This window comes from Achromobacter sp. PD1 (assembly GCF_048541815.1).
Classification (GTDB): domain Bacteria; phylum Pseudomonadota; class Gammaproteobacteria; order Burkholderiales; family Burkholderiaceae_B; genus Achromobacter; species Achromobacter bronchisepticus_A.
This window is the reverse complement of record NZ_CP183349.1, coordinates 5,777,751-5,802,525: the sequence shown is the minus strand read 5'-3', so window position 1 is coordinate 5,802,525 and position 24,775 is coordinate 5,777,751. Positions and strand designations below refer to the sequence as shown.

Sequence of the window (24,775 nt, the reverse complement as noted above, 5' to 3'; positions counted from 1 at the left end):
GCCCCTGGGCGGGTCAGCTCCCCAGGGGGCAGGCAGTCCGCGTAGCGGGCGCGGCGTGAGGGCTCGCTCCCTGTCGCTTTTTGCGACATCGTCGCGGAACAGGTGTCGCAGAACGCCTGTCCCAGGAGACATGCATGGCCACTCATTCCCGTCAGCACGCGCTGACGCAAGCGCGCCTGCTGTTCAACCAGCAAGGCGCGGTGCCCGGCGGCATGGTCGCCGAGCCCATCCTGCGGTCGTGGCGTCGCTGCGCCGACCTGGGCTTCGACATGCGCGGCGTGCGCCGCGCCGAGCTCATGACCCAGGGCGAGTTGCGCGAGGCCCAGCAGCGCAACGAGGCGCTGCGCAGGCTGTCCGAACCCGCCATATCCCTGCTGCGCCGCCAGGCTGGCGGCAGCGGCGGCCTGGTGATCCTGTCCGACGCGCAAGGCCTGGTGCTGGACTCCGACGGCGACACCGGTTTCGCTCAGCGTGCCTCGCGCGTGGCGCTGATGCCCGGCGCGCCCTGGGACGAAGCGGCGGCAGGCACCAACGCCATCGGCACCGCGCTGGTGGAAGGCCGGCCCATCGCCGTGCATGGCGCGGAACACTATTTCGAACCCAACCGCATCCTGACCTGCGCCGCCGTCCCCATTACCGACAGCGAGGGCCGCACGCTGGGCGTGCTGGACCTGTCCAGCCCGGCGCGCGACCTGCGGCCCGATGTGCTGGAACTGGTGCGCGCCGCCGTGGACCTGATCGAGCACCGTTTGTTTGAACAAGCCTACGAGCAGCACGCCGTGCTGCGGCTGCATGTGGACCATTCCGGACTGGGCGCGCCCGGCGAGGGCCTGCTGGCCTTCCAGGGCGACCTGCTGATCGGCGCCAACCGCCGCGCCTTGCAGGCGCTGGGCCTGGCGCCCACCGCACTGGGCGTGTACCGCTACGCCGACGTATTCGATGGCGACATGGAGCGCTGCCCGGACGCGGCGGGCCGGGTGCAGGCGCGCTCGGGCGCCGTTTACCACGCGCGCCTGCGCTGGCCGCGTTCGCGCGCGCCACAGGCGCCGGCGCGGCCAGCGCTGCCGCCCGCGGCCGGCCCGCGCCCCGCCGAACCGAGTTTCGATGCCGCAACCCTGGGCGCGCTGGCACGCGCCGTGCACCTGTCGGATGCGGGCGTGTCGATTCTGCTGCAAGGCGAAACCGGCGTGGGCAAGGAAGTGTTCGCGCGCCAGCTGCATGCGCGCAGCAAGCGCGCCTGCGGGCCGTTCGTGGCGGTGAACTGCGCGGCGTTGCCGGAAAGCCTGATCGAATCCGAGCTGTTCGGCTATGAAGACGGCGCCTTCACTGGCGCGAGGCGCCAGGGCAGCAAGGGACTGCTGCGCCAGGCGCACGGCGGCGTGCTGTTCCTGGACGAGATCGGCGACATGCCGCTGATGCTGCAATCGCGCTTGCTGCGCGTGCTGCAGACGCGTGAAGTCTCGCCGCTGGGCGCGGCCAGGCCGGTGTCCGTGGACTTCGCGCTGGTGTGCGCGACGCACCGGCCGCTGGCGCACGAGGGGCCCGACGCGCCGGTGCGCCCGGACCTGTATTTCCGCATCGCCGAATACACCGTCACGCTGGAACCGTTGCGTGCACGCGCCGACCGTCTGGAGCTGCTGCGTGGCTTGTGGGCGGCGCAAGGCGCAGGCCCTGTGCTGCCGGCCGAGATCGAAGCCATCCTGGCCGCCTATTCATGGCCCGGAAACTACCGGCAACTGGCGGCCGTGCTGCGCACATTGCACGTGCTGGCGGGACCTGCCGGCGTTGTCGAGGCCGACATGCTGCCCGCCGACATCTGCGGCGCGGCGTCTGCGCCGCAAGCCGCAGGCACAGACGTTGATCCTGCGAATCTGCAAGCCATGACGGACGCCGCGATCCACAACGCCCTGGCCGCCCATGGCGGCAATGTCAGCCGCGCTGCGCGCGCGCTGGGCGTGCACCGCAGCACGCTTTATCGCCGCTTGCCGCGTCCGGCCTAGCGGCATTCTCCGCTCCCTGCGCGCGACGCTGCCATGGCGCGCAGGCGCTTGCCATGCACGCGCAGGGCGTGCACAAAAACTATCTTTTGAAGATAGGTTAACTATCCCAGCACACGGCAAGAACTGCTTACGATGCCTCCATCCCCTTCAACCCAGGTGATGACATGGCAAGCAACGAGCTGTTCTACGACGACTTCGAAATAGGCCGTCTCTTTCCTCCGACCCGCTACAGCATCGGCGCCGCGGACAGCGACGCGTTCATCGGCACCTTCGAACATTCCCCGGTCCTCGACGGCAACGGCCGCGCCGTGTCGCGGCAGGGCGGCGGCGCGCCCGTGCGCAGCGTGCACCCAGTCCTGGTTGGCAGTTTCCAGCCGCAGCACGCGGCCTTTGCCTGGCCGACTGGCGTGCTGCACGCCCGCGAGAAAGTCCGTCTGCTGGCGCCCGTGTATCCGGGAGAGGAACTGGAGGCCAGCGTGCTGGTGAAGGACAAGTACCTCAAGAACGACAAGCGCTTCGTGGTGCTGGAGATCACCGTCCGCAAGCTGGAAAACGCGCGCATCGCTCTGGTGGCGGAGCGCAGTCTGGTTTGGCCCAATTGAGGAGGCTCGCATGGAATTCAAGGTAGGCGACAAGTTCCGCAGTGCCGCGCGCGGCGCGGAACAGGAAGACATCAACCGCTTCGGCGCGCTGCACGGCACCACCGGCAGGACGCACACCGATCCCGAATATGCGCGCAACAGCGTTTTCGGCGGCGTCATCGTGCAGGGGGCGTTGGTGATGGCGCCAGTTCTCGACATGGCCGCCGATCTGCTTGGCGGCGCGTGGCTCGATGGCGGTGAGATCGAGGCGAAGTTCGTGGCGTTCACGCGGCCGGGAGACCAGGTGGATGTGGAGCTCGAAGTGACCCGCAGCGAACCCGGATGGCTGGAGCTGGCGTATGCCTGCGCGCTGCCTGATGGAAAGAAGGTGCAGGTGGGAACCATCACCCACCGCCGCGGCTGAAGTCGGCCGCAATACAAAAAACAAGCATAGGGAGACAATCTTGAAACGTATCTTGCAAAGCCTGGTCCTTTCCTGCGGGGCCTTGAGCGCGACGGTCGCGCTAGCCGCGCCGTACCCTGACAAGCCCATTCGCATGATCGTGCCGGCTGCGGCCGGCGGCGCCGCCGATACGCTGGCGCGCATGATAGGCCGTGGGTTGACGGAGAAATTCGGCCAGCCCGTGGTCATCGAGAACAAGCCTGGCGCCGCCGCCATCGTGGGCATGACCGCCATTGCCAAGGCGCCCGCCGACGGCTACACACTGGGCATGACCTTCTCGGGGGCCATGTCCATCAATCCCTCGCTGTACCAGCAGTTGCCCTACGACCCGGTGGAGGACTTCGCGCCCATCACCATCGTGGCGGTATCGCCGCTGGTCATTGCCGTCAGTCCCGAGCTCGGGCCGAAGTCGCTGGGCGAATTCCTGGCCCTGGCGAAGAAGGATCCCGGCAAGCTGACCTTCGGGTCGGCCGGCACCGGATCGACGCAGCATCTGTCCATGGAGCTGCTCAAGTCGACCGCGGGCGTGGACATGCTGCACGTGCCTTACAAGGGCAGTTCGGCCGCGCTGGTCGACGTGCAGTCGGGCTTGATCTCCGCGGTCAGCGACAACGCAATCACGCTGGTGCCGCTGATCCAGTCGGGGAAGTTGGTGCCGCTGGCGGTGGAAACCGCGCAGCGCATCCAGTCGCTGCCGCAGGTGCCAACCGTGGCTGAATCCGGCTATCCGGGATTCCAGGCGGCGGGCTGGTACGGGCTGCTCGCGCCCGCCGGCACGCCGCAGCCCATCGTGGCGCAGCTCAACGCCGCGCTGCGCGAGATGGTGGGCAAGCCCGACTTCACGCAATGGCTGCGGCAACAGGGCATGGAGCCGCAGACCGATACGCCCGAGGGCTTCGGGCGCTACATCGGCCAGGAAAAGGCCAAGTGGGCCCAGGTCATCAAGACGGCCAAGGTGCCGCTGCAGAAATCGCGCTGAACGCCGGCGGCGAGGCCGCCATCACTCCAGGACAACCATGCAAGCCGTAACTTCCACGCTTAGCGGAAACATCCGCGTCATCGTCATCGACAATCCTCCGGTCAACGCCACCTCCCAGGCGGTGCGCGCCGGCCTGCTGCACGCCATTGAGCAGGCGGCGGGCGATGACGATACCCATGCCATCGTCATCGCCTGCGCCGGCGCCACCTTCGTGGCCGGCGCCGACATCAAGGAGTTCGGCAAGCCGCCGCTGGATCCGCACCTGTCGGAGGTGATCCACGCCATCGAATCCAGCGCCAAGCCGGTGGTCGCGGCGATCCACGGTTCGGCGCTGGGCGGCGGGCTGGAGCTGGCCCTGGGCTGCCACTACCGGGTGGTGGATGCGCAAGCCCGCCTGGGCCTGCCCGAGTCCACACTGGGCATCATCCCCGGGGCTGGCGGCATTCCCCGGCTGCTGCGCCTGGCGGGCGTCGAGAAGGCGCTGGACATGGCCGCGGGCGGCAAACCAATAGGCGCGGCCGAGGCGCTGCAAGCCGGCGTGGCGGACGCGTTGGCGCAGGAGGATGTCCGGGCTGCCGCCATTGCGTTCGCCCAGCGCCTGTTGGCTGAGGGCCAGGGTGCGCGGCGCACGCGGGAATTGCCGGCGCCGACCTGCGGGCTTCAGTTGTTCGAGACCGCGCGCGCCAGGTTCCAGGCCAGCCATCGCGGCCAGGTGGCGCCGCAGGCTTGCGTTGACGTGGCGGTGCGCAGCGTCGCCTCGAGTTTCGAAGACGGCGTGGCCTATGGCCGCGAGCGTTTCCGGGAACTGGTGGCGTCGCCCCAGGCGCAAGCCTTGCGCCACGCCTTCTTCGCCGAACGTGTCGCGACCAAGCCCGCCGGCCTGCCGGCCGAGGAAGCGGCGCCGGTGCGCAAGGCGGGCGTGGTGGGTGCCGGCACGATGGGCACGGGGATCGCCATGTGTTTCCTGAACGCGGGTATCCCCGTCGTGCTGGTCGAGCAGAACGAAAAGGTGCTGGCGTCCAGCGTCGAAACCATAGGCAAGACCTACCGCAACGACATGGCGAAGGGACGCATCACCGAAGCCACGCTGCGCGCGCGCAGCGACGCGCTGACGCCGACGCTGCAGTACGAGGCGCTGCGCGATTGCGACCTCGTGGTCGAGGCCGTCTTCGAGGACATGGACGTCAAGCGGCAGGTGCTGGCCAGCATCGAAGAAAACCTGCGGCCGGATGCGCTGATCGCCACCAATACCTCGTTCCTGGACATCGATGCATTGGCAGCGGGCCTGCGCCGTCCGGAGAACGTCGTCGGCATGCACTTCTTCAGCCCCGCCCACATCATGAAACTGCTGGAGAACGTGCGCGGCGCGCGCAGTTCGCCGCGCGCGCTGGCTACCACGCAGGCCTTGGGCAAGCGTCTGGGCAAGGTGGCGGTGATGGTGGGAGTGTCCGACGGCTTCGTCGGCAACCGCATGTTGGCGCGACGCACCCGAGAGTGCTACTTCATGCTGGAGGAAGGCGCGCTGCCCGAGCAGGTCGACCGCGTGCTGTGCGAGTTCGGCTTTCCGATGGGGCAGTTCCAGCTGAACGACCTGGCGGGCCTGGACGTTGCCTGGCGCAACCGCCAAAGCCGGCTGGACCGGCTGAGCCCACGCGAGGTGGCCTGCAACATCCTCGACGAAATCGTCGCGACGGGACGGCTGGGGCAGAAAACCGGCGCGGGGTTCTATACCTATGACGCGCAGCGCAAACGGTCGGTGGACCCGGCCATATCCGAACTTATCGTGCGCAACGCGGAACGGCGCGGCATCATGCGCCGCGAGATTTCCGACGAAGAGATCCTGGAGCGCTGCCTCTACGCCATGATCAACGAAGGGGCGCTGATCCTGGAGGAAGGCATCGCCAGCCGGCCGGAGGACATCGACACCATCTGGCTCAATGGCTACGGCTTTCCGCGGTTCCGCGGCGGTCCGATGTTCCATGCGGACCGGATCGGCGCGGCTCGCATCTGCGAACGCATCCGCCATTACGCCAGCCTGGCGGGCGAGCAGTACTGGACGCCCGCGCCGCTGCTGCTCGCCCAGGCGCGCGATGGCGGCGCCTTCTATGCCCGCTGAGGTCCTTCCTTCCCTCATCCACGTACACACATCCTATGTCTAACAGAGAACCGCCGCTCAGCGGCATCACCGTGCTGGATATGACCCGCATCATGGCGGGCCCCTGGTGCACGCAGAACCTCGCCGACCTGGGCGCCGAAGTGCTGAAGATAGAACGTCCGCTGTCAGGCGACGACACCCGGGGCTGGGGGCCGCCCAACCTGATGGACGCCGAAGGCCGGCGCACGCAGGAGTCGGCGTACTACCTGGCCGCCAACCGCAACAAGAAGTCGTTGGCTCTGGACATCGCCACGCAGGCCGGCGCGCAGGCGGTGCGCCGGCTGGCAGCCGGATGCGACATCTTCGTCGAGAATTTCAAAGTGGGCGGCCTGCGCAAGTACGGCCTGGACTACGCCAGCCTGCGGGAGCTGAACCCGCGCCTCATCTATTGCTCCATCACGGGTTTTGGCCAGGACGGTCCTTACGCGGAAAAGCCCGGCTATGACTTCGTGATCCAGGCGTTGGGCGGACTGATGAGCATCACCGGTGAAAAGGACGCGCTGCCTGGCGGCGGTCCGCAGAAGGCCGGCAATGCCGCCGCCGACCTGATGGCGGGCATGTACGCCACCAGCGCCATCCTCGCGGCGCTGCACGAGCGCAGCCGCAGCGGCCTGGGCCAGCATATCGATATCTCGATGCTGGACTGCCAGGTGGCGGCGCTGGGCGTGCAGAACTTCAACTACTTCCTGTCGGGCGAGGTGCCGCGGCGCGAAGGCAACGCCCACGTCAACCTGGCACCGTATCAGGTGTTCGAGGCGGCCGACGGGCATGTGGTGCTGGGCGTCGGCAATGACGGCCAGTTCCAGAAATTCTGCGCCGCCGCGGGACGCCCCGACCTGGCCGGGGATGAACGCTACCTGACCAATACCGGGCGCGTGCTCGCCAAGGGCACCCTCATTCCCGAACTGGAGCGTCTGTTCCGCACGCGGGGGCGCGACGAATGGGTCGGCCTGCTGGATGCCGCGGGCGTGCCGGTAGGCGTGATCAACGACATCGCCCAGGTCCATGAGAATCCGCAGGTGCGCGCGCGCGGCCTGAAATTCTCGCTGCCGCATCCGGTGTGCGGCAGCGTGCCGCAGGTCCGCAGTCCGATGCGCTTCTCGGAAAGCCCGGTCGCCTACCGCAACGCGGCGCCCTTGCTGGGAGCCGATACGCAGAGCGTCCTGAGCGCCAGGCTCGGATGCAGCGAAACCGAAATCGCGGCGCTGCAGCAGCCCGCAAGCCTGGGAGAACCACGATGAGCAGCGCAGCCGCCAATGCAGGCACGCAGAAGCAGTACTTCGACCATCTGGCGCAAGGCCGCTTTCTGATCCAGCGCTGCGCCGATTGCGCGCGCCACGTGTTCCATCCGCGCGAGATCTGCCCGCATTGCGGCAGCGATGCGCTGGGCTGGGTCGCGCCGGCGGGGCGGGCCATCGTCTACAGCTGCACCACCGTAGCGCGCAAGCCCGAGGCCGGCGGCGACTACAACGTTTCGCTGCTCGATCTTGAGGAGGGCGTGCGCATGATGTCCAACGTCGTGGGCATGCCGCCCGACCAGGTGCGCATCGGGATGGCGGTAAGAGCCGTGATCGGCGAGCGCGACGGCGCGGCAGCCGTGCTGTTCGAGGAGGCGCGGCAATGAACTACCGGCAACTGCGAGGCAAGACGGTCATCGCCGGCGTCGGCCACTTCGGCCTGGGCCAGGCGCCGGGCTATACGGACATGGAGCTGCTGGTGCGGGCCGCCCATGCGGCGGTGCGGGACGCGGGCCTGCGGATGCGCGACATCGACGGTATCGCCACCTCCAGCGTGGCGGCCAGCATGTGGCCGATGTCCGTCATCGAGACCCTGGGCATCCGCCCCACCTACATCGATGGAACCTGCCTGGGCGGTTCCAGCTTCATGTCCTACATCCTGGCGGCGGCCCATGCTTTGGACTCGGGACAGTGCAACGCCCTGCTGGTCTGCTACGGCAGCGCGCAGAAGACCGCGACCGTCGGCCGCTCGGCGATTGCGGCCACGCGCAAGGCGCTGGATCCCCAGCCCTACGAAATGCCTTATGAACCCCTGAACCCGCCCAGCGCCTATGCGCTGGCCGCCAGGCGCCACATGCACGAGTTCGGCACCCGCCGCGAGGACCTGGCCGAAGTCGCCGTGGCGGCGCGCCGCTGGGCGCAGCTCAATCCCGAGGCGTATTCGCGCGATCCGCTATCGATCGATGAGGTATTAAGCGCCCGCAGGGTATCGGATCCGCTGACGGTCCGCGATTGCTGCCTGGTGACGGATGGCGCCGGCGCCTTCGTGATGACGCGGGCCGACCGCGCCCGGGATCTGCCGCAGCCGCCCGCCTACATCCTGGGCAGCGCCACCGCCGTATGGAACCGCCAGATATCCGCGATGGAGGACCTGACCACCACCGCGGCGCGACAGTCGGGCGCGCTGGCGTTCGAGATGGCCGGGTATCGCCCGGCGGACGTCGATGTGGCGCAGCTGTACGACGCCTTCACCATCAACACCATCCTGTTCCTGGAAGACCTGGGATTCTGCGCCAAGGGCGAGGGTGGGGCCTTCGTGCGCGACGGCGGCATTGCGCCCGGCGGCAGGCTGCCGGTGAACACGAACGGGGGCGGGCTGTCTTGCGTCCACCCGGGCATGTACGGGGTGTTCCTGGTGATCGAGGCGGTGCGCCAGCTGCGCGGCCAGGCGGGCGAGCGCCAGGTCCGGGATGCCCGCCTGGCGCTGGCGCATGGCAACGGCGGCACGCTGTCCAGCCAGTCCACGGTCATCCTGGGCGCCGAAGGGACCTGCTGAGGGCCGCCTCAAGCGGCCCGCGCGATCTCGTAGATTTCCTCGATCAGGGCGGCGCGGACCGATTGCCGGTTCCACAGCAGGCCGACGCTGCGGAAATGCTCGTCGCCCGGCAGGGGGATCTTGCGCAATCCGGAGTCCGGGCGCAGTTCGCCGGCGCCGTCCGGCACCAGGGACACGCCCAGTCCCTGGCCCACCAGCAGCGCGATAACCTCGATGGACGCCGTTTCGATGCGTATCTTGGGACGTATGCTGTGCTGGCGGAAGTAGTTGGCGGCGAGCTGCCCGCCCCACAGCTTGCGGTCGTAGCAGATCAGCGGATTGGCGCGCAGCAACTGGTGCGGGTCTGTTTCCGTCAGCGAGGCCGGCGCCAGCACCACCAGCGGTTCGTCGCGCACCCGCCGCCATTCCAGGTTCTTGGGCATCTGGAACTGCGGCTGCAATATCAGCGCCGCGTCCATTTCGCCGTCGCATATCTTGCTGTAGAGATTGACAGAATAGCCCTTGACCAGGCTGACTTCCAGGTTGGGATGCCGGTCGATGAGGCGCGCCAGCAGCGTGGGCATCAGCGTGGTCATGGCCGAATCGAACGCGCCCAGGGTGAGGTGGCCGAACACCACAGGCCCCTGGGAGGCCGCCTTCAGGTTGCGTACCTCTTCCATGACGTGCTTGGCCTGCGCCAGGATCTGCGCGCCTTCGACCGTGGGTTTGACGGTGCGGCCGGAACGCACCACCAGCTTGAAACCCAGTTCGTCCTCGACCTTCTTGATGCGCTGATTGACCGCCGCCGGCGTCAGGCCGTTCTTGCGCGCGACCTCGGCGATCGAACCCTGCTCGATGACTTGGATGAAATTGAGCAGGAAAGTAGTGTCCATGGGCTCCCGGACCTGCGGTCAGCCCATCAGGCGCGCAAGTTCCGCGCCCGGATCCTTGGCGCGCATGAAGGCTTCGCCCACCAGGAAGGCGTCGACCTTGTGCTGGCGCATCAGCTGCACGTCTTCCGGTTTGAGAATGCCGCTTTCGGTCACGACGCGCTTGCCGGCGGGGATCCGGGGCAGCAGGTCCAGGGTGTTCGACAGGCTGGTCTCGAAGGTGCGCAGGTTGCGGTTGTTGATGCCGAGCAGCGGCGTCTTCATGGTCAGCGCGACGTCCAGTTCCTGGGCGTCGTGCACTTCCACCAGCACGTCCATGCCCAGTTCCATTGCCAGCGTTTCATAGTCGCGCAGTTGCGCGGGGCTGAGCGCGGCCACGATCAGCAGCACGCAGTCCGCGCCCATGGCGCGCGCGACGATGATCTGGTACGGGTCGATCACGAAGTCCTTGCGCAGCACCGGCAGCGAGCAGGCCGCGCGCGCCTGGCGCAGGTGGTCGTGGGAACCCTGGAAGAACTGCACATCGGTCAGCACCGACAGGCAGGCCGCGCCGTGCACCGCATAGGTGGCGGCGATTTCCGGGGGATTGAAAGGGTCGCGCAGCACGCCCTTGGACGGCGAGGCCTTCTTGATTTCGGCGATGACGCCGGGCTTGCCTTGCGAGATCTTGTCTTCGATGGCTTGGGCAAAGCCACGCACGTCCTGCCGCGCCTGCGCTTCGCGCAGGACTTCGGCTTCGCTGCGCATCTGGCGAGCGGCGGCGACTTCCTCGGCCTTGACGGCGAGGATCTTCGCGAGAATATCGTTCATTTCAGGAATTTCCGGGTATATGCGCAGAATTCTTCCAGCTTGGCTCGCGCCGCGCCGGTGGAGATAAGTTCAAATGCTAGAGCCAATGCCTCGGGAATGGAATCGGCCTTATTGCCAGCATAGATGGCGAGTCCCGCATTGAGCGCGACGATGTCGCGGGCGGTGCCTTCGACATTTTCGAGCGCCTCGATGACAAGCTCACGCGATTGTTCGCGATTGGACACCTTGATGCTCCGGTTGGACATCATGGATAGCCCGTAGTCCTCGGGGTGGATTTCATATTCGAGGACTTTCCCGTCCTTGAGTTCCCCGACCAGGGTGGCGCCGCCCAGCGAAGCCTCATCCATGCCGTCCTTGCCGTGCACCACCAGCACGTGGCGCGACCCCAGGCGTTCCAGCACGCGCACCTGGATGCCGACCAGGTCGGGGTGGAAAACACCCATCAGCTGGTTGGCGGCTCCGGCCGGGTTGGTCAGCGGACCCAGGATGTTGAAGATGGTGCGCACGGCCAGTTCCTTGCGCACGGCAGCCACGTTCTTCATGGCACCATGGTGGGCGGGCGCGAACATGAAGCCGATGCCGGTGGCCTGGATGCACTCGGCCACCTGTTCGGGCGTCAGCACCAGGTTGGCGCCCAGGGCTTCCAGCACGTCGGCGCTGCCGCTGGAGGACGAGGCGCTGCGGTTGCCGTGCTTGGCGATCGGCACGCCGGCCGCCGCCGCCACGAACATGGCAGTGGTGGAAATGTTGAAGGTGTGGCTGCCGTCGCCGCCGGTGCCGCACATGTCCAGCAGGTCGGCGGGGTTGGGCGTGACCACGGGCGTGGCGAATTCGCGCATGACCTGCGCGGCCGCGGTGATCTCGCCGATGGTCTCTTTCTTCACGCGCAGGCCCATCAGCAAGGCGCTTGCGATCTGCGGCGACATTTCGCCGCGCATCAGCATGCGCATGAGATGCAGCATTTCGTCGTGGAAGATTTCGCGGTGTTCAATGCAGCGCGTCAGCGCTTCGGCGGGGGAAATAGTCACGATGCGTCCTTCTTAGGCGAGGTTCAGGAAATTGCGGAGCAGGGCATGGCCGTGCTCGCTGAGCACCGACTCGGGATGGAACTGTACTCCGTATAGCGGCAAGGTCTTGTGGCGCACGCCCATGATGTCGCCGTCCGGCGCGGTCGCGGTCACGGCCAGGCAGTCGGGCAGGGTGGCGGGGTCGATGGTCAGCGAGTTGTAACGGATCACGGTGTACGGGGTGGGCAGACCGGTAAAGATGTCCGTGCCCGTGTGCGAGATCCGCACGGTCTTGCCGTGCATGATCTGCTGCGCGCGCACGATGTCGCCGCCGTAGGCCGCGCCGATGGCCTGATGGCCCAGGCACACGCCCAGGATGGGCTTCTTGCCGGCAAAGGTCTGGATCACGGGCACCGAGATGCCTGCCTCGGCCGGCGAGCAGGGGCCGGGCGACACGCAGATGCGGTCCGGATTCATGGCGGCGATCTCTTCCAGCGTGATCTGGTCGTTGCGCGCCACGCGCACGTCTTCGCCCAGTTCACCGAAGTACTGCACCAGGTTGTAGGTGAAAGAGTCGTAGTTGTCGATCATCAACAGCATTTAATTCTCCTGTGGGGCCGCCCGGCGGCCCGGATATGTCCGGTGGGGGCGGGGCCTCAGATGGGTTCGTCCAGGCCGTGCTGCACCTGTTCCGCGGCGCGCAGCACCGCGCGGGCCTTGGCTTCGGTTTCGGCCCATTCGGCTTCGGGGTTGGAGTCGGCCACGATGCCGGCGGCGGCCTGCACGTACAGCGTGCCGTCCTTGATGACGCCGGTGCGGATGGCGATGGCCACGTCCATTTCGCCGCCGTAGCTCAGGTAGCCAGCCGCGCCGCCGTAGATGCCGCGGCGCACGGGCTCCAGCTCGTCGATGATCTTCATGGCCTCGACCTTGGGTGCGCCGGTCAGGGTGCCTGCGGGGAAGGACGCGCGCAGCACGTCCATGCTGCTCATGCCGGGGTTCAGCGTGCCGGTGACGTTGGACACCAGATGCATCACGTGCGAGTAGCGTTCGATCACCATGGTGTCGCTGACCTTGACCGAGCCCACCTGGGCCACGCGGCCCACGTCGTTGCGCGCCAGGTCGATCAGCATCACGTGCTCGGCCACTTCCTTGGGATCGGCCTTCAGTTCGGCGGCCAGGGCGGCGTCTTCCTCGGGCGTGCCGCCGCGCTTGCGGGTGCCGGCCAGGGGACGGATCGTAATCTGCGACTTGGGCTCGCCGTTTTCCACCACGCGCTCCTGGCGCACCAGGATTTCCGGCGACGCGCCGACCACCTGGAAGTCGCCGAAGTTCCAGAAGTACATGTAGGGGGAGGGATTGAGCGACCGCAGGGCGCGGTAGAGGGAGAGAGGGGAATCGCGGAAGGGCTTGGCGATGACCTGGCCGATCTGCACCTGCATCAGGTCGCCGGCGGCGATGTGTTCCTTGGCGCGGTGCACGGCCGCCAGATAGTCTTCCTTCTTGAAGTCGCGCCGCTCTTCGGTCTGCATGCTGGCGTGGCTGTAGGGAATTTCCACCGGGCGTCGCAGTCGGGCGCGCAGGTCGTGCAGGCGCTGCTGGGCGCGGCTGTAGGCTTCGGGCTGGCCCGGGTCCGCGTAGACCATCAGGTAGATCCGGCCGGCCAGGTTGTCGACGATGACGAGCTCGTCCACGTGCATCAGCATCAGGTCGGGCGTGCCGCCTTCCATGCCGGCGGGAAATGGCTTGACCGCCGGGCCCAGGCAGGGCTCGATGTGGCGCACCGTGTCGTAACCGAAGTAGCCGGCCAGGCCGCCGCAGAAGCGCGGCATGCCGGGACGCAGGGCGACCTTGAAGCGGCTCTGGTATTGCTCGATGAAGGCCAGCGGATCGCCGTCATGGGTCTCGGCGACCTTGCCGTCGTGCAGCACCTCGGTGCGGGTGCCGCTGGCGCGGATCACCGTGCGGGCCGGCAGGCCGATGAAGGAGTAGCGGCCGAAGCGTTCGCCGCCCACCACCGATTCCATCAGGCAGGTCATGCGCCCGCCCTGGGGGCCGGCGTGCGCGAGCTTCAGGTAGATGCCCAGCGGGGTGTCCAGGTCGGCATAGGTTTCCGCGACCAGCGGGATGCGGTTGTAGCCTTGTGCGGCGAGGGCCTTGAATTCGATTTCGGTCATGTCGGGTCTCGTGAGCGATTTATCTGCTATCGGACCAGGCGCGCAACAAAAAAGCCCGGTCCAGGTTACTGGTTCCGGGCTTGGCTCTGTGATTATTTACACAGCTACGGCACTAGGCGGCATACGCGTCCAGGGCCGGGAGGGATCATCGCCACCCGGAAGACAAACGCCACCAGCGCCACGAGGCGCCGAGCATTTGGTTCTGGATGGAAACGTTCATTGAGCTTTGTTCAGTATTGAATTCGCGGTGCGCCGCCGGGTGTTCAGGAGCCTGTTCTTGCCGCGTTCTGGTTTTGATTCCAGAGCGCGACCCACTGGGCAGCGGCGACTAGCGTGTCAACTATACCATCGACATCCAGCTCGCGCACGTCCCGGCCTTCGTTGTAACCGTAAGGCACGACCAGGACCTGGGTGCCGGCGCTGCGGCCGGCCTGGGCGTCATTGACCGAATCGCCGATGGTCACGGCTTCGTGCATGGCGACGCCGAGCAGGTCGCAGGCATGCACCACCTGATCCGGATCGGGCTTGCGGCGCTCGCAGGTGTCGCCGCAGACCACGGCGTCGAAAAAGCCCGCCAGGCCCGTGCGCTGCAGCAGCGGCAGGGTGAATTCGGTGGGCTTGTTGGTGACGACGGCCAGCTTCAGCCCTTGCTCGCGCATGAGCTTCAGGCCGTCGATGACGCCGGGATAGATCTGCGCCTTTTCGCCATTGGACAGGTGGTAATGGCGATAGAAGGCGGCGCGGGCCACGTCGAACTCGGCGGCCGAGGGGTCGGCTGCATCCAGGCTGCCGGCCAGGCTGCGGCGCACCAGGTTGTCCACGCCCTTGCCCACAAAGGTGGCCACCACGTCTTCGCGCAGGGGCGACATGCCCAGTTCCACGCGCATGGCATTGGCGGCGAAGGCCAGGTCGGGAATCGAATCCAGCAGGGTGCCGTCCAGGTCCAGCAGCGCGGCGCGAAAAGCGGTCATGTCGGTTCCCCGGCTCAGATGGCGGTGGTTTCGCCGATGGCGATCTGTTCGCGCATGGACTTGATGATGCCGGCATAGTCCGGCTTGCCGAAGATAGCGGAGCCGGCCACGAAGGTGTCGGCGCCGGCGCGGCGGATTTCAGCGATGTTGTCGATCTTCACGCCGCCGTCGACCTGCAGCACGATTTCCTGGCCGCCGGCTTGCGTCCAGGCGTCGATGCGGGCGCGCGCCTCGCGCAGCTTGGTCAACGCACCCGGGATGAAGCTCTGGCCGCCGAAGCCCGGATTCACCGACATGATCAGGATCAGGTCGATCTTGTCCATCACATAGTCCAGGTAGGACAGCGGGGTGGCGGGGTTGAACACCAGGCCGGCCTTACAGCCGTTTTCACGGATCAGCGACAGCGTGCGGTCCACGTGGCGGCTGGCGTCCGGGTGGAAGCTGATGTAGTCGGCGCCGGCCTTGGCGAACATCGGCACCAGGTCGTCCACCGGTTCCACCATGAGATGCACGTCGATCGGCACCTGGACATGGGGGCGGATGGCCGCGCACACCATCGGGCCGATGGTCAGATTGGGGACATAGTGGTTGTCCATCACGTCCACGTGGATCCAGTCGGCGCCGGCGGCGACGACGTTGCGGACTTCCTCGCCCAGGCGGGCGAAGTCGGCCGACAGGATGCTGGGGGTGATGCGGGTGGAAGCCTGTTGGGTAGACATGATGTTCGGGATCGGGGAGGGCATAATGTGCCATTATTGCAGTTTGAGGCGCGGTACCGGGAATGGCCCGGCCCGGCGGGTCCGGGAACCGTGTCTTTTCCAGCGTCAGGCGCCGTACCACGGCCGCCCGCCAGCACCACACAGGGAAGGACTGTGAAACCTTACGACCTGAGCGTCTCTGTCTCTCCGCGCTTCGTGCCTGAACAGTCCGATCCTGGCGAACAGCAGTTCGTGTTCGCCTATACCGTCCGCATCACCAATACCGGCGAGCATCCCGCCCAGGTGATCAGCCGCCATTGGATCATCACCGACGGCAACCAGCGCGTGCAGGAAGTGCGCGGGCTGGGCATCGTCGGGCAGCAGCCCTTGCTCGCGCCCGGCGAAACCTTCGAGTACACCAGCGGCTGTCCCCTGCCCACGCCGGTGGGCACGATGCGCGGCACTTACCACTGCGTCGGCGAGAACGGCATTCCGTTCGAAGTGCCGATCTCCGAATTCGTCCTGGCCATGCCGCGTACCCTGCATTGAATGGCCCGGCTATCCGTCGCACGTTTTTTCATTTGCTCATGAAGCGCATTCTCAGTCTGTCCGTGCTGTCCGTCTTGCTGGCGGCATGTTCCACCCCCTCCGATATCCCTCCCGACTCCGGTTCGACCGGCATCCCCGGCCCGTCCGCGCCCGCAGCCGACGGCCCGCTGGTGGTGCCGTCGCTGGCGTCCTTGCCCGATACCCCGCCGCGCGCGCTGGCGGGCAAGTACAAGGCGGCGAACTGGGCCGAGATGCCCGGCTGGACCAACGATGACCTGTCGCGCTTCTGGCCTCTGTTCCTGCGCAATTGCCGCGGCCTGATGCGGCCGACCAGCGGCAACCTGGCCGCGCCGGCGCGCGCCACGCCGCGGGCCTGGCAGCCGGTCTGCGCCGCCGCCGCGGATCCGTCCCGCGCGCCTGCCGCGGGCGATGGCGAGGGCGTGCGCCGCTTCCTCCAGACCTATCTGCAGCCCTGGCGCCTGAACGCGGCCGACGGCAAGCCGGCTGCCAATACCGTGACGGGCTATTACGAGCCCCTGGTGCGCGGCTCGCGCCGCCAGGGCGGCAGCCATCAATGGCCGCTGTACACCGTGCCGGCGGACCTGCTGACCATCGACCTGGGTTCGATCTATCCGGAACTGGCGGGCAAGCGCGTGCGCGGCAAGCTGGACGGCAAGCGGGTGGTGCCCTATGACTCGCGCGCCGCCATCGAATCGTCAGGCCGCCGTCCGCCCGTGCTGGTGTGGGTGGACGACCCCGTCGACAACTTCTTCCTGCAGGTGCAGGGCTCGGGCCGTGTGCAGCTGACCGACGGCCCCGATTCCGGCAAGACCATCCGCGTGGCCTACGCCGACCATAACGGCCAGCCTTATGCCTCGATTGGCCGCTGGCTGATCGACCGGGGCGAGCTGTCGGCCGACCAGGCCTCCATGCAGAACATCCGCGCCTGGGCCCAGCGCAATCCCAAGCGCGTGCCGGAAATGCTCAACGCCAACCCGGCGGTGGTGTTCTTCCGCGAAGAGGCGGTGGTCGACCCGGAGCAAGGCCCCAAGGGCGCCTACGCCGTGCCGCTGGCCCCCATGCGTTCGATCGCGGTCGACGCGGGCTTCGTGCCGCTGGGCACGCCGGTATTCCTGGCCACCACCTATCCCGCGTCCGACCGGCCGCTGCAGCGCCTGGTGCTGGCCCAGGACACGGGCACGGCCATCCGCGGCGCCGCGCGCGCCGACTTCTACTGGGGCTACGGCGACGACGCCGGCCAGCAAGCCGGCCGCATGAAGCAGCGCGGCCAGATGTGGGTGCTGTGGCCGAAACAGGCCGGGGAGCCGAGCGCAAGATGAGCCATCAGATCGTCGTTTGCGGGGCCGGCATCGTCGGCCTGTCCACTGCCCTGGCGCTGGCCCGCCGCGGCCAACGCGTGGCCGTGCTGGCGCCGCGCGCCAGCGTGCCGCCGGCCGATCCCGACCGCTACCATCCGCGCGTCTACGCCATTTCGCCCGCCAGCCAGCGCTTTCTGGCCGAACTCGGCGTGTGGGACGCCATGCCCGCGTCCCGGCTGACGCCGGTCAACGCCATGGAAATCCACGGCGACGCCGACGGCCAGGTGAATCTGAGCGCCTGGCAGGCGGCGCTGCCGCAACTGGCCTGGATCGTCGAGTCCGGCGAAATCGAGCGCGTGCTGATCCAGGCCGTCCGCATGTTCGGCATTCCCTGGCTGGAGGACCGCTGCACGGGCTACCGCGACGGCGCCATCGACACTGAAAGCGGCACGCGCATCGAGGCCGAGCTGTTCGTGGGCGCCGATGGCGCGGCGTCGCCGCTGCGCGAGGCCGCCGGCTTGAAGCATGAATCCGTGTCCTATGACGACACGGGTCTGGTGGTGCATCTGGACGCGGAGCGTTCACATCAGGGCGCCGCCTTCCAGTGGTTCCGCGACGACGGCGTACTGGCTCTGCTGCCGCTGCCCGATACCTCCGCCGGTGCGCAGGTTTCCATGGTCTGGTCCATGCGCACCGAACTGGCCCAGGCGCTGCTGGCCTTGCCGCCCGAGGAGCAGGCTGCCCGCCTGGAAACCCTGCTGGCCGACGCCGCCGAAGGCCGCCTGGGCGCGCTGAAGGTCCGCAGCAAGCTGCATGGATTCCCCTTGACGCTGGAGCGCGCCCAGATGGTTGCGCCCGGCATCGCGCTGGCGGGCGACGCGGCGCACCGCCTGCACCCGCTGGCAGGCCAGGGGCTGAACCTGGGCCTGGGCGACGTCGAGGCCCTGGCCCGCGTCGTCGCCGGCCGCGAAGCCTACCGTGCGGCGGGCGACCTGCGCGTGCTGCACCGCTACCAGCGCGCGCGCGCCGAGCCGGTGCTGGCCATGCGCCTGGCCACCGACGGCCTGCACAAGCTGTTCGCGTCGCGGGCGACGCCGCTGGTCTGGCTGCGCAATGCCGGCATGCACTGGGTCGAACGGGCGCCTCTGATCAAGCGCCGCCTGATCACCGGCGCTTCGGCCAACTAGGGCCGGATCCGTCCCGCGGAACCTCGCCCGCGGGCGGATTGTCTGACTCATAGGGGGCGCCTGCCCGTGCAGGCCGGATTCGCCCAGGCGCGGATCGGTTACCCTTTCCGCACAAGAACACGATAGATAAGTACAGGAGTACCGATGAATTTCCGCATATCCGCCACCTTGGCCGCTTGTTTCCTGGCCGCGGGCCTGGGCATGTCCGCCGGCGCGGCGGCCCAGGGCGACAAGTCCGTCTCCACCCAGTCCGTGGGCCAGCCCGGCAAGGGCGACAAGAGCTACTCCACCACCCAGGTAGCGCCGGCCGATCCCGTGGCGGACGCGGTCAAGGACCGCTTCCGCCAGCGTTTCGACGGCATGGATGTCACGGCCGTGCGCCGCACGCCCTACGGGCTGTTCGAAGTGCAGCTGGGCATGGACCTGATCTATACGGATGAAAAGGTGACCTGGGTCATGGAAGGTCCGTTGATCGACGCCATGACGCGCCGCGACGTCACCCGTGAAACGCAGGAGCGCCTGAGCGCCGTGTCGTTCGACCAGCTGCCGCTGGACCTCGCCATCAAGCAGGTCAAGGGCGACGGTTCGCGCAAGGTCGCGATCTTCGAAGACCCCAATTGCGGCTACTGCAAGCAATTGCGCAAGACGCTGGAAAACGTCGACAACATCACCGTCTACACCTTCCTCTATCCCATCTTGTCGCCCGATTCCAAGGACAAGGTGCGCGACGTGTGGTGCTCGAAGGACCCGGGCGCGACCTGGGACGACTGGATGCTGCGCGGCAAGAAGCCCGCCACCGCGAATTGCGACGTACCCGAGGACAAGCTGCTGGCCCTGGGCCAGAAGCTGATGGTGCGCGGCACGCCGACCACGTTCTTTGCAGACGGCTCGCGCGTCAGCGGCGCCTTGCCGCTGGAGCAATTCAAAGCCCGCTTGAACTGACCGGCGCGCGGCGCCGGCCGGGAGGCTGGCGCCACAGGCGCCAAGCCCCCGGAGACAGCTCTTGAAAATCGCAATACTCGACGATTACCACGACGTAGCCAAGCGCTATGCGGATTGGACCTCGCTGGGCGGCAACGCCGAGGTGCGGATCTTCAACAACTTCATTCCCGAGGGGCAGGTCGAGCCCACGCTCGAACCCTTCGAGGTGATCGTCGCGATGCGCGAGCGCACACCATTCCCTGCGGAGCGGATCCGCGCGCTGCCGAACCTGCGCCTCTTGGTCACGACCGGCATGCGCAACAACGCCATCGACATGCAGGCTTGCGCCGAGCAGGGCATCGTCGTGTGCGGCGCGCCCGGCAGCGCCGAGGCCAACACCGCCACGGCTGAATTGGCCTGGGCGCACATCCTCGGCCTGTTCAAGCATCTGCCCACCGAAGACGCCGCCATGCGCCGCGGCATGTGGCAGACGGGCATGCCCGAGCCGCTGGCGGGCAAGCGCCTGGGCGTGCTGGGTCTGGGCAAGCTGGGCGCCGCAGTGGCCAAGGTGGGGCTGGCCTTCGGCATGGAGGTGGTGGCCTGGAGTCCCAACCTGACCGATGAGCGCGCCGAGGCGGCGGGCGTGAAGCGGGTGGACAAGCACGAGCTCTTCGCCACGTCCGACGTCGTCAGCCTGCATCTGATCCTGTCCGAACGCAGCCGCCATGTGGTCGACGCGGCAGCCCTGGCCGCGATGAAGCCGACCGCCTACCTGGTCAACACCTCGCGCGCCGGCCTGGTGGATCAGGAAGCCTTGATGGACGCGCTGGTGAAGTTCCGCATCGCCGGCGCCGGCCTGGACGTCTATCCCGAGGAACCGCTGTCGCCCACGGATTCCGTGCGCGACCTGGACAACGTGATCCTGACGCCGCACCTGGGCTACGTCAGCCGCGAGAACTTCGAAGCCTTCTATCAGAACGCGCTGGAGGCGGTGAAGGCGTGGAAGTCGGGCCAGCCGATTCGCGTGCTGAACGCGTAGGCGTAGCGCCTGCAAATGAAAAAGGCTGCCCTGGGCAGCCTTTTTCAATTCCCGCGCGCCGTTTTCAGCTGCGCGTGAACGTCACCTTCTTCTCGACGATGGCGCCGGGCTCCAGCGCTTGCGGCGTATCGCCACAGGCTTCGCCGGCATCTTCCTGCGGGTCTTCGGCATCGAACGCCGTGTCGCCATTGGCGTCAGGCAGACCGGTAGGCTTCAAGCCCACGAAGTCGAACAGGTCGCGGTCCATCAAGTGCGAAGGCACCACGCGCGACAGCGCGTTGAACACGTTCCACGAGCGGCCCGGATGCTGCTTGTCCCATTCCTTGATCATGCGGCCCACTTCCTTGCGCTTCAGGTTCTCTTGCGAACCGCAGAGATTGCAGGGAATGATGGGGAACTGCTTGAGTTCGGCGTAGGCGATCAGATCGGTTTCCGGCACATAGGCCAGGGGGCGGATCACTGTGTGGCGGCCGTCGTCGGACACCAGCTTGGGCGGCATGCCCTTGGCCTTGCCGCCGTAGAACAGGTTCAGGAAGAACGTGCCCAGGATGTCGTCGCGGTGATGGCCCAGCGCGATCTTGGTCGCGCCCAGTTCGGAGGCGACGCGGTACAGGATGCCGCGGCGCAGGCGCGAACAGAGCGAGCACATGGTCTTGCCCTCTTCCAGCACGCGCGTGACGATGGAATACGTGTCCTGCGTCTCGATGTGGAAGGGCACGCCCAGTTCCGTCAGGTACTGGGGCAGGATGTGGTCGGGAAAGCCCGGCTGCTTCTGGTCCAGGTTGACCGCGATCAGCTCGAACTTGAAGGGCGCGCGCTTCTGCAGCTGCAGCAGGATGTCCAGGAGCGCGTAGGAGTCCTTGCCGCCCGACAGGCAGACCATGACGCGGTCGCCTTCTCCAATCATGTTGTAGTCGGACAGGGCGCGCGTGGTTTCGCGGGCCAGGCGCTTGGTCAGCTTGTTGCCTTCGTGGCGGGCCTTTTCTTCGGCCTCGGTGCGAAAGCGCACCTCGGGGGTAGCTATGTCGTTCATGGTCAGCGAGTGATCTGGATTTCCACGCCCACCGCCGCGCAGTCGGAAAAGGCCATGGGCTTGCTGATGCGCAGGCGCAGCGCGCGGATTTCCTGGAAGTCGGCCAGCAGGCGCGCCGCGACCTGCTCCGACAGGGTTTCGATCAGGTTCACGTGCGCCTGCGTGCATTCTTCCACGATGGCCTCGCGCAGCCGGCGGTAGTCCAGCACGCTGTGGATGTCATGGTCGTCGACCGAGCGCTGGATGTCCACGTCGAAGTCGGCGTCGACATGCAGGGGCTGGGTGGCGCGGCGCTCGTGCTCGAGGATGCCGATGCGGGCGTCGAGCGCAAGCCCGGAAAGAATGATGCGGCGTGTAGGCATGATGAAAACCTGGGTGGGGTAGCCCGGAATTGTAAGGCGACAGCGGAACGGGGGCGGCGCGCTGGCTACAATCCGGCCATGTCCGGGCGTCCGCGAGGCGCCGGCGCAGTCAATAAGGGGTGAAATGCAACAGATGCACGATTCGGTCATTGTAGGCGGCGGCCCCGCCGGCGCCTCCTGCGCCCTGTGGTTGGCGCGCCTGGGCCTGTCCCCGCTATTGGTCGAGGCTGGCCCCCGGCTGGGCGGGCTGGGCAATGACAATCCCTTCGCCGACGACTGGATCGCCGTGCTGCCCGGCGTGACCGGGCAGCAGGTGGCCGCCAATATCGACGCCAGCGTGCGCGCGGCCGGCGTGCCGCTGCGCCTGGAAACCCGCGTAACGGGGGTGCGTCCCTGCAAGGGCGGCATCGAGGCCACGCTGGCAGGCGCCGACGGCGCCGAATCCCTGGTGCGCGGGCGCACCCTGGTGATCGCCTCGGGCGTGCGCGCCAAGGGGCTGTCGGACCATCCGCCGGGCGCATCCTGGCCCGGCGTGCTGATCGGCCCGGGCTCGCCCATTGTGGCGCAGGACTATTCGGGCCTGTCGGTGGCGGTGCTGGGCGGCGGCGACAACGCCTTCGAAAACTACGTCTACGTGCGTAACCGCGGCGCCCGCAGCGTGCATCTCTATGCCCGCAGCGTCCGCGCCCAGCAGCAATGGGTGACGCGCGCCGGCCGCGAAGGCGTGCATATCGGACCGTACAAGGTCGACCCCGCCACCCGCAGCGTGGACGGCAAGCAGTACGACCTGATCCTGGTCTTCTACGGCTGGGAGCCCCAGGCCGGCTTTGCCGACAGCCTGCACCTGGCCCGCGACGAGCGCGGCTACATCCGCACGGACTTCGCCACCGCCGAAACCAGCGTGCCGGATATCTATGCCGTGGGCGAGGTGGCACACCGCATGCATCCCTGCGTGGTTACTTCCATGGCCGACGGGGTGGTCGCGGCCAAGGCCATCCAGCGCCGCTGGGAGCGCGGCGCGGAGTAGGGACGCGGGCTTCAGGCCGTGAGCAGGAATTCCAGCACCGCGGCCTCGAACGCCTCGGGCAATTCGATGTTCGCCAAGTGCACGGCCGGCAGCGTCAGCAGCTTGGCGCCAGGGATGGCGGCGGCGATCTGCTCGCCGTGGCTGGCCGCGGTGACCGTGTCGTGCTGGCCCGCGATGACCAGCGTCGGATTCGGGATCAGCGCCATGGTGCGACGCAGGTCGAAGTCCCGCACGGCGGCGAATGCGCCCGCCAGGCCATGCTTGTCGGTGTTCAGCAGCATGGTGCGGAACGGCTCGACGGCGGGATTGCTCTGCTGCAGCCAGGACGCGGGAAACCAGTTCTTCAGGAAGGTCTCGGCCGTTTCCGACATGTTCTCTGCCCGCAGCGTGGCGGCGATGCGTTCGTCCCATTGCGGCATGGGTCCCAGATAGGCCGAGGTATTGCTCAGGACCAGGCGATGGATGCGCTGTGGCGCATGCACGCCCAGCCATAGACCGACGATGCCGCCCAGCGACAGCCCCAGGAAATGCGCGCGCTCGATGCCCAACCCGTCCATCAGCTCCAGCACGTCGCGGCCCAGGCGGTCAAGCGAGTAAGGACCTTGCGGCACGCTGGACGCGCCATGGCCGCGGTAGTCATAGCGCAGCACGCGGAAGTGGCGAGTCAGCGCGGGAATCTGTGCGTCCCACATGTGCAGCGTGGTGCCGATGGAGTTCGCCAGCACCAGCGTGGGCAGATCCGCACGGCCATCGTAACGGTAGGCGATGCGCGCGCCGTCGCCGGCGGTGTAGTAGGAGATGTCTTGCATGATGCTTGGCCTCGCGGTGGTTGGTGTGAGGCAAATCGTAGTTGCGCGCCATTAAAGAAAAAATTACAAAGTTTGCACAATCATTGTCGGAAAAACAGACATGAGCGAATTCACGCTGCACGATCTCCAATGCTTCGACGCGGTGGCGCGCGCCGGCGGCTTCCAGGCGGCTGCGGTAACGCTGCACCGTTCGCATCCGGCGGTATTCGCCGCCGTGGCCAAGCTGGAACGGCAGTTGGATCTGGCCTTGCTGGACCGCAGCGGCTACCGCGTGAGCCTGACGGCGGCGGGGCAGTCCTTCCATGCGCGCGCGCAAGCGCTGCTGCGCGAGCTGACCGCCTTGCGCGCGCACGCCGAACAACTGGCCATGGGCGAGGAAACCGAGCTGTGCATCGTGATCGGCGACTTCTGTCCGCGCCCCTACGTGCTGGGCTTGCTGAGCCGCTTTTTCGCGGGCTGTCCGGCCACGCGCCTGGACCTGCACTTCGAGGCCGTGTCCGGGCCGCAGGAACGCCTCTACGACGGCGAGGCCGACCTCATCCTGCATCGCGTCGCCAAGAACGACGCCCGCATCGAATGGGTCGACCTGGCCAAGGTGCCTTTCGTACCCGTGGTGGCGCCGGGCTTTCTGCGTGAACCCGTGCCGCGCGCGATCAAGCCCGCGCTGATGCGCGACTACACGCAATGCGTCATGCGCGACACCGCCAGGCACATGCCGCCGCAGGATTACTTCACCGTGGAAGGCGCGCGCCAGTGCACGGTGGCGGACCAGCTGATGAAGAAGGAAATCATCCTGCAAGGCATGGGCTGGGGTCACATGCCGCGTTTTCTCGTCGAAGACGAACTGCGCGACGGACGTCTGATCTCGATCGCCAACCGCCATCTGCCGGGCAGTGTCGAAGAGCTGGTCGCCGCGCGCCGCACGGACTGCGCGCAAGGTCCGGTCTCGAACCGCTTGTGGCACTACTTGCAGAATGCCGCGCCAGCCTTGCGCCGCGCCTTGGCAGCGAGCCGCGGCCGCTAAGG

At 67.4% G+C, this 24,775-nt stretch carries 25 protein-coding genes; 15 read left to right on the top strand and 10 right to left on the bottom strand.

Going from position 1 to position 24,775, the window contains the following annotated elements; translation table 11 throughout:
• Positions 1-134 precede the first annotated feature (134 nt).
• From ACM1PE_RS27290 to ACM1PE_RS27255, 8 genes are all read left to right on the top strand, one after another.
• Positions 135-2,000 (top strand): sigma-54-dependent Fis family transcriptional regulator, encoded by a 1,866-nt coding sequence (locus tag ACM1PE_RS27290; protein ID WP_419341582.1) that lies wholly within the window; start codon positions 135-137, stop codon positions 1,998-2,000.
• Between the two features lie 164 nt (positions 2,001-2,164).
• A complete protein-coding gene (locus ACM1PE_RS27285; protein ID WP_059377174.1) occupies positions 2,165-2,602 on the top strand; it encodes a MaoC family dehydratase in 438 nt (145 codons plus the stop codon).
• A gap of 10 nt (positions 2,603-2,612) precedes the next feature.
• Positions 2,613-3,005 carry a MaoC family dehydratase gene (locus tag ACM1PE_RS27280; protein WP_059377178.1) on the top strand — a complete coding sequence of 131 codons (393 nt, stop codon included), beginning with the start codon at positions 2,613-2,615 and terminating at the stop codon, positions 3,003-3,005.
• Between the two features lie 40 nt (positions 3,006-3,045).
• Positions 3,046-4,023: a Bug family tripartite tricarboxylate transporter substrate binding protein gene (locus ACM1PE_RS27275; protein ID WP_419341581.1), complete on the top strand. Its 978-nt coding sequence runs from the start codon at positions 3,046-3,048 to the stop codon at positions 4,021-4,023.
• A 37-nt stretch (positions 4,024-4,060) separates the two neighbouring features.
• On the top strand, positions 4,061-6,139 hold the full coding sequence (locus ACM1PE_RS27270; RefSeq protein ID WP_419341579.1) for a 3-hydroxyacyl-CoA dehydrogenase NAD-binding domain-containing protein: 2,079 nt from the start codon (positions 4,061-4,063) through the stop codon (positions 6,137-6,139).
• A 35-nt stretch (positions 6,140-6,174) separates the two neighbouring features.
• The gene (locus ACM1PE_RS27265; RefSeq protein ID WP_419341577.1) at positions 6,175-7,419 is read left to right on the top strand and encodes a CaiB/BaiF CoA transferase family protein; all 1,245 of its coding nucleotides are present in this window, start codon (positions 6,175-6,177) and stop codon (positions 7,417-7,419) included.
• Entirely contained in the window at positions 7,416-7,802 is a 387-nt protein-coding gene (locus ACM1PE_RS27260; RefSeq protein ID WP_059377191.1) for a Zn-ribbon domain-containing OB-fold protein, read from the top strand. The genes ACM1PE_RS27265 and ACM1PE_RS27260 overlap by 4 nt, the downstream gene beginning before the upstream one ends.
• Complete coding sequence (locus tag ACM1PE_RS27255; protein ID WP_419341575.1) at positions 7,799-8,971, top strand: thiolase; 1,173 nt, start codon at positions 7,799-7,801, stop codon at positions 8,969-8,971. Before ACM1PE_RS27260 ends, ACM1PE_RS27255 begins: the two co-directional genes overlap by 4 nt.
• 8 nt (positions 8,972-8,979) lie before the next feature.
• Here ACM1PE_RS27255 and ACM1PE_RS27250 read toward each other — a convergent pair whose 3' ends face one another.
• The 7 genes from ACM1PE_RS27250 to rpe form a co-directional block, all read right to left on the bottom strand.
• Positions 8,980-9,843, bottom strand: a complete 864-nt coding sequence (locus tag ACM1PE_RS27250) for a LysR family transcriptional regulator (protein WP_059377196.1) — start codon at positions 9,841-9,843, stop codon at positions 8,980-8,982.
• 18 nt (positions 9,844-9,861) lie between these two features.
• Positions 9,862-10,650: an indole-3-glycerol phosphate synthase TrpC gene (gene trpC, locus ACM1PE_RS27245; protein ID WP_059377198.1), complete on the bottom strand. Its 789-nt coding sequence runs from the start codon at positions 10,648-10,650 to the stop codon at positions 9,862-9,864.
• Positions 10,647-11,678: an anthranilate phosphoribosyltransferase gene (gene trpD / locus ACM1PE_RS27240; RefSeq protein ID WP_054455246.1), complete on the bottom strand. Its 1,032-nt coding sequence runs from the start codon at positions 11,676-11,678 to the stop codon at positions 10,647-10,649. Before trpD ends, trpC begins: the two co-directional genes overlap by 4 nt.
• A 12-nt stretch (positions 11,679-11,690) precedes the next feature.
• A complete protein-coding gene (locus ACM1PE_RS27235; protein ID WP_059377201.1) occupies positions 11,691-12,257 on the bottom strand; it encodes an aminodeoxychorismate/anthranilate synthase component II in 567 nt (188 codons plus the stop codon).
• A gap of 56 nt (positions 12,258-12,313) precedes the next feature.
• Positions 12,314-13,834 carry an anthranilate synthase component I gene (gene trpE / locus ACM1PE_RS27230; protein ID WP_054455241.1) on the bottom strand — a complete coding sequence of 507 codons (1,521 nt, stop codon included), beginning with the start codon at positions 13,832-13,834 and terminating at the stop codon, positions 12,314-12,316.
• A 263-nt stretch (positions 13,835-14,097) separates the two neighbouring features.
• On the bottom strand, positions 14,098-14,805 hold the full coding sequence (locus ACM1PE_RS27225; RefSeq protein ID WP_059377203.1) for a phosphoglycolate phosphatase: 708 nt from the start codon (positions 14,803-14,805) through the stop codon (positions 14,098-14,100).
• Positions 14,806-14,819: 14 nt separating this feature from the next.
• On the bottom strand, positions 14,820-15,548 hold the full coding sequence (gene rpe / locus ACM1PE_RS27220) for a ribulose-phosphate 3-epimerase (RefSeq protein WP_054455236.1): 729 nt from the start codon (positions 15,546-15,548) through the stop codon (positions 14,820-14,822).
• A gap of 129 nt (positions 15,549-15,677) precedes the next feature.
• Between rpe and apaG the strand changes: the two genes are divergently transcribed.
• From apaG to ACM1PE_RS27195, 5 genes are all read left to right on the top strand, one after another.
• Positions 15,678-16,052 (top strand): Co2+/Mg2+ efflux protein ApaG, encoded by a 375-nt coding sequence (apaG, locus tag ACM1PE_RS27215; protein ID WP_039882644.1) that lies wholly within the window; start codon positions 15,678-15,680, stop codon positions 16,050-16,052.
• Between the two features lie 38 nt (positions 16,053-16,090).
• Positions 16,091-17,392: a murein transglycosylase A gene (locus ACM1PE_RS27210; protein ID WP_059377206.1), complete on the top strand. Its 1,302-nt coding sequence runs from the start codon at positions 16,091-16,093 to the stop codon at positions 17,390-17,392.
• The gene (locus ACM1PE_RS27205) at positions 17,389-18,558 is read left to right on the top strand and encodes a UbiH/UbiF family hydroxylase (RefSeq protein WP_059377208.1); all 1,170 of its coding nucleotides are present in this window, start codon (positions 17,389-17,391) and stop codon (positions 18,556-18,558) included. The genes ACM1PE_RS27210 and ACM1PE_RS27205 overlap by 4 nt, the downstream gene beginning before the upstream one ends.
• A 144-nt stretch (positions 18,559-18,702) precedes the next feature.
• On the top strand, positions 18,703-19,500 hold the full coding sequence (locus ACM1PE_RS27200; protein ID WP_059377211.1) for a DsbC family protein: 798 nt from the start codon (positions 18,703-18,705) through the stop codon (positions 19,498-19,500).
• Between the two features lie 61 nt (positions 19,501-19,561).
• Complete coding sequence (locus ACM1PE_RS27195; RefSeq protein ID WP_419341572.1) at positions 19,562-20,518, top strand: D-2-hydroxyacid dehydrogenase family protein; 957 nt, start codon at positions 19,562-19,564, stop codon at positions 20,516-20,518.
• 64 nt (positions 20,519-20,582) lie between these two features.
• Here ACM1PE_RS27195 and ttcA read toward each other — a convergent pair whose 3' ends face one another.
• Both ttcA and folB read right to left on the bottom strand, forming a co-directional pair.
• Positions 20,583-21,551, bottom strand: coding sequence for a tRNA 2-thiocytidine(32) synthetase TtcA (gene ttcA, locus ACM1PE_RS27190; RefSeq protein WP_059377215.1), 969 nt, complete (start codon positions 21,549-21,551; stop codon positions 20,583-20,585).
• Between the two features lie 2 nt (positions 21,552-21,553).
• A complete protein-coding gene (gene folB / locus ACM1PE_RS27185; RefSeq protein WP_008164827.1) occupies positions 21,554-21,913 on the bottom strand; it encodes a dihydroneopterin aldolase in 360 nt (119 codons plus the stop codon).
• Positions 21,914-22,037: 124 nt separating this feature from the next.
• Here folB and ACM1PE_RS27180 point away from each other — a divergent pair, with 124 nt between their 5' ends.
• The gene (locus ACM1PE_RS27180) at positions 22,038-22,940 is read left to right on the top strand and encodes an NAD(P)/FAD-dependent oxidoreductase (protein WP_419341571.1); all 903 of its coding nucleotides are present in this window, start codon (positions 22,038-22,040) and stop codon (positions 22,938-22,940) included.
• An 11-nt stretch (positions 22,941-22,951) separates the two neighbouring features.
• Here ACM1PE_RS27180 and pcaD read toward each other — a convergent pair whose 3' ends face one another.
• The gene (gene pcaD / locus ACM1PE_RS27175; RefSeq protein WP_419341570.1) at positions 22,952-23,749 is read right to left on the bottom strand and encodes a 3-oxoadipate enol-lactonase; all 798 of its coding nucleotides are present in this window, start codon (positions 23,747-23,749) and stop codon (positions 22,952-22,954) included.
• A 100-nt stretch (positions 23,750-23,849) separates the two neighbouring features.
• Between pcaD and ACM1PE_RS27170 the strand changes: the two genes are divergently transcribed.
• Positions 23,850-24,773: a LysR family transcriptional regulator gene (locus tag ACM1PE_RS27170; RefSeq protein WP_059377224.1), complete on the top strand. Its 924-nt coding sequence runs from the start codon at positions 23,850-23,852 to the stop codon at positions 24,771-24,773.
• Positions 24,774-24,775: the final 2 nt, after the last annotated feature.

What these genes read in the sequence shown, in the direction of transcription:
- ACM1PE_RS27290 (WP_419341582.1), top strand. Translation starts at nt 135, where the DNA reads ATGGCCACTCATTCCCGTCAGCACGCGCTGACGCAAGCGCGCCTGCTG.
- ACM1PE_RS27285 (WP_059377174.1), top strand. Translation starts at nt 2,165, where the DNA reads ATGGCAAGCAACGAGCTGTTCTACGACGACTTCGAAATAGGCCGTCTC.
- ACM1PE_RS27280 (WP_059377178.1), top strand. Translation starts at nt 2,613, where the DNA reads ATGGAATTCAAGGTAGGCGACAAGTTCCGCAGTGCCGCGCGCGGCGCG.
- ACM1PE_RS27270 (WP_419341579.1), top strand. Translation starts at nt 4,061, where the DNA reads ATGCAAGCCGTAACTTCCACGCTTAGCGGAAACATCCGCGTCATCGTC.
- ACM1PE_RS27265 (WP_419341577.1), top strand. Translation starts at nt 6,175, where the DNA reads ATGTCTAACAGAGAACCGCCGCTCAGCGGCATCACCGTGCTGGATATG.
- ACM1PE_RS27260 (WP_059377191.1), top strand. Translation starts at nt 7,416, where the DNA reads ATGAGCAGCGCAGCCGCCAATGCAGGCACGCAGAAGCAGTACTTCGAC.
- ACM1PE_RS27255 (WP_419341575.1), top strand. Translation starts at nt 7,799, where the DNA reads ATGAACTACCGGCAACTGCGAGGCAAGACGGTCATCGCCGGCGTCGGC.
- ACM1PE_RS27250 (WP_059377196.1), bottom strand. Translation starts at nt 9,843, where the DNA reads ATGGACACTACTTTCCTGCTCAATTTCATCCAAGTCATCGAGCAGGGT.
- trpC (WP_059377198.1), bottom strand. Translation starts at nt 10,650, where the DNA reads ATGAACGATATTCTCGCGAAGATCCTCGCCGTCAAGGCCGAGGAAGTC.
- ACM1PE_RS27235 (WP_059377201.1), bottom strand. Translation starts at nt 12,257, where the DNA reads ATGCTGTTGATGATCGACAACTACGACTCTTTCACCTACAACCTGGTG.
- trpE (WP_054455241.1), bottom strand. Translation starts at nt 13,834, where the DNA reads ATGACCGAAATCGAATTCAAGGCCCTCGCCGCACAAGGCTACAACCGC.
- ACM1PE_RS27225 (WP_059377203.1), bottom strand. Translation starts at nt 14,805, where the DNA reads ATGACCGCTTTTCGCGCCGCGCTGCTGGACCTGGACGGCACCCTGCTG.
- rpe (WP_054455236.1), bottom strand. Translation starts at nt 15,548, where the DNA reads ATGCCCTCCCCGATCCCGAACATCATGTCTACCCAACAGGCTTCCACC.
- ACM1PE_RS27210 (WP_059377206.1), top strand. Translation starts at nt 16,091, where the DNA reads ATGAAGCGCATTCTCAGTCTGTCCGTGCTGTCCGTCTTGCTGGCGGCA.
- ACM1PE_RS27205 (WP_059377208.1), top strand. Translation starts at nt 17,389, where the DNA reads ATGAGCCATCAGATCGTCGTTTGCGGGGCCGGCATCGTCGGCCTGTCC.
- ACM1PE_RS27200 (WP_059377211.1), top strand. Translation starts at nt 18,703, where the DNA reads ATGAATTTCCGCATATCCGCCACCTTGGCCGCTTGTTTCCTGGCCGCG.
- ttcA (WP_059377215.1), bottom strand. Translation starts at nt 21,551, where the DNA reads ATGAACGACATAGCTACCCCCGAGGTGCGCTTTCGCACCGAGGCCGAA.
- folB (WP_008164827.1), bottom strand. Translation starts at nt 21,913, where the DNA reads ATGCCTACACGCCGCATCATTCTTTCCGGGCTTGCGCTCGACGCCCGC.
- ACM1PE_RS27180 (WP_419341571.1), top strand. Translation starts at nt 22,038, where the DNA reads ATGCAACAGATGCACGATTCGGTCATTGTAGGCGGCGGCCCCGCCGGC.
- pcaD (WP_419341570.1), bottom strand. Translation starts at nt 23,749, where the DNA reads ATGCAAGACATCTCCTACTACACCGCCGGCGACGGCGCGCGCATCGCC.
- ACM1PE_RS27170 (WP_059377224.1), top strand. Translation starts at nt 23,850, where the DNA reads ATGAGCGAATTCACGCTGCACGATCTCCAATGCTTCGACGCGGTGGCG.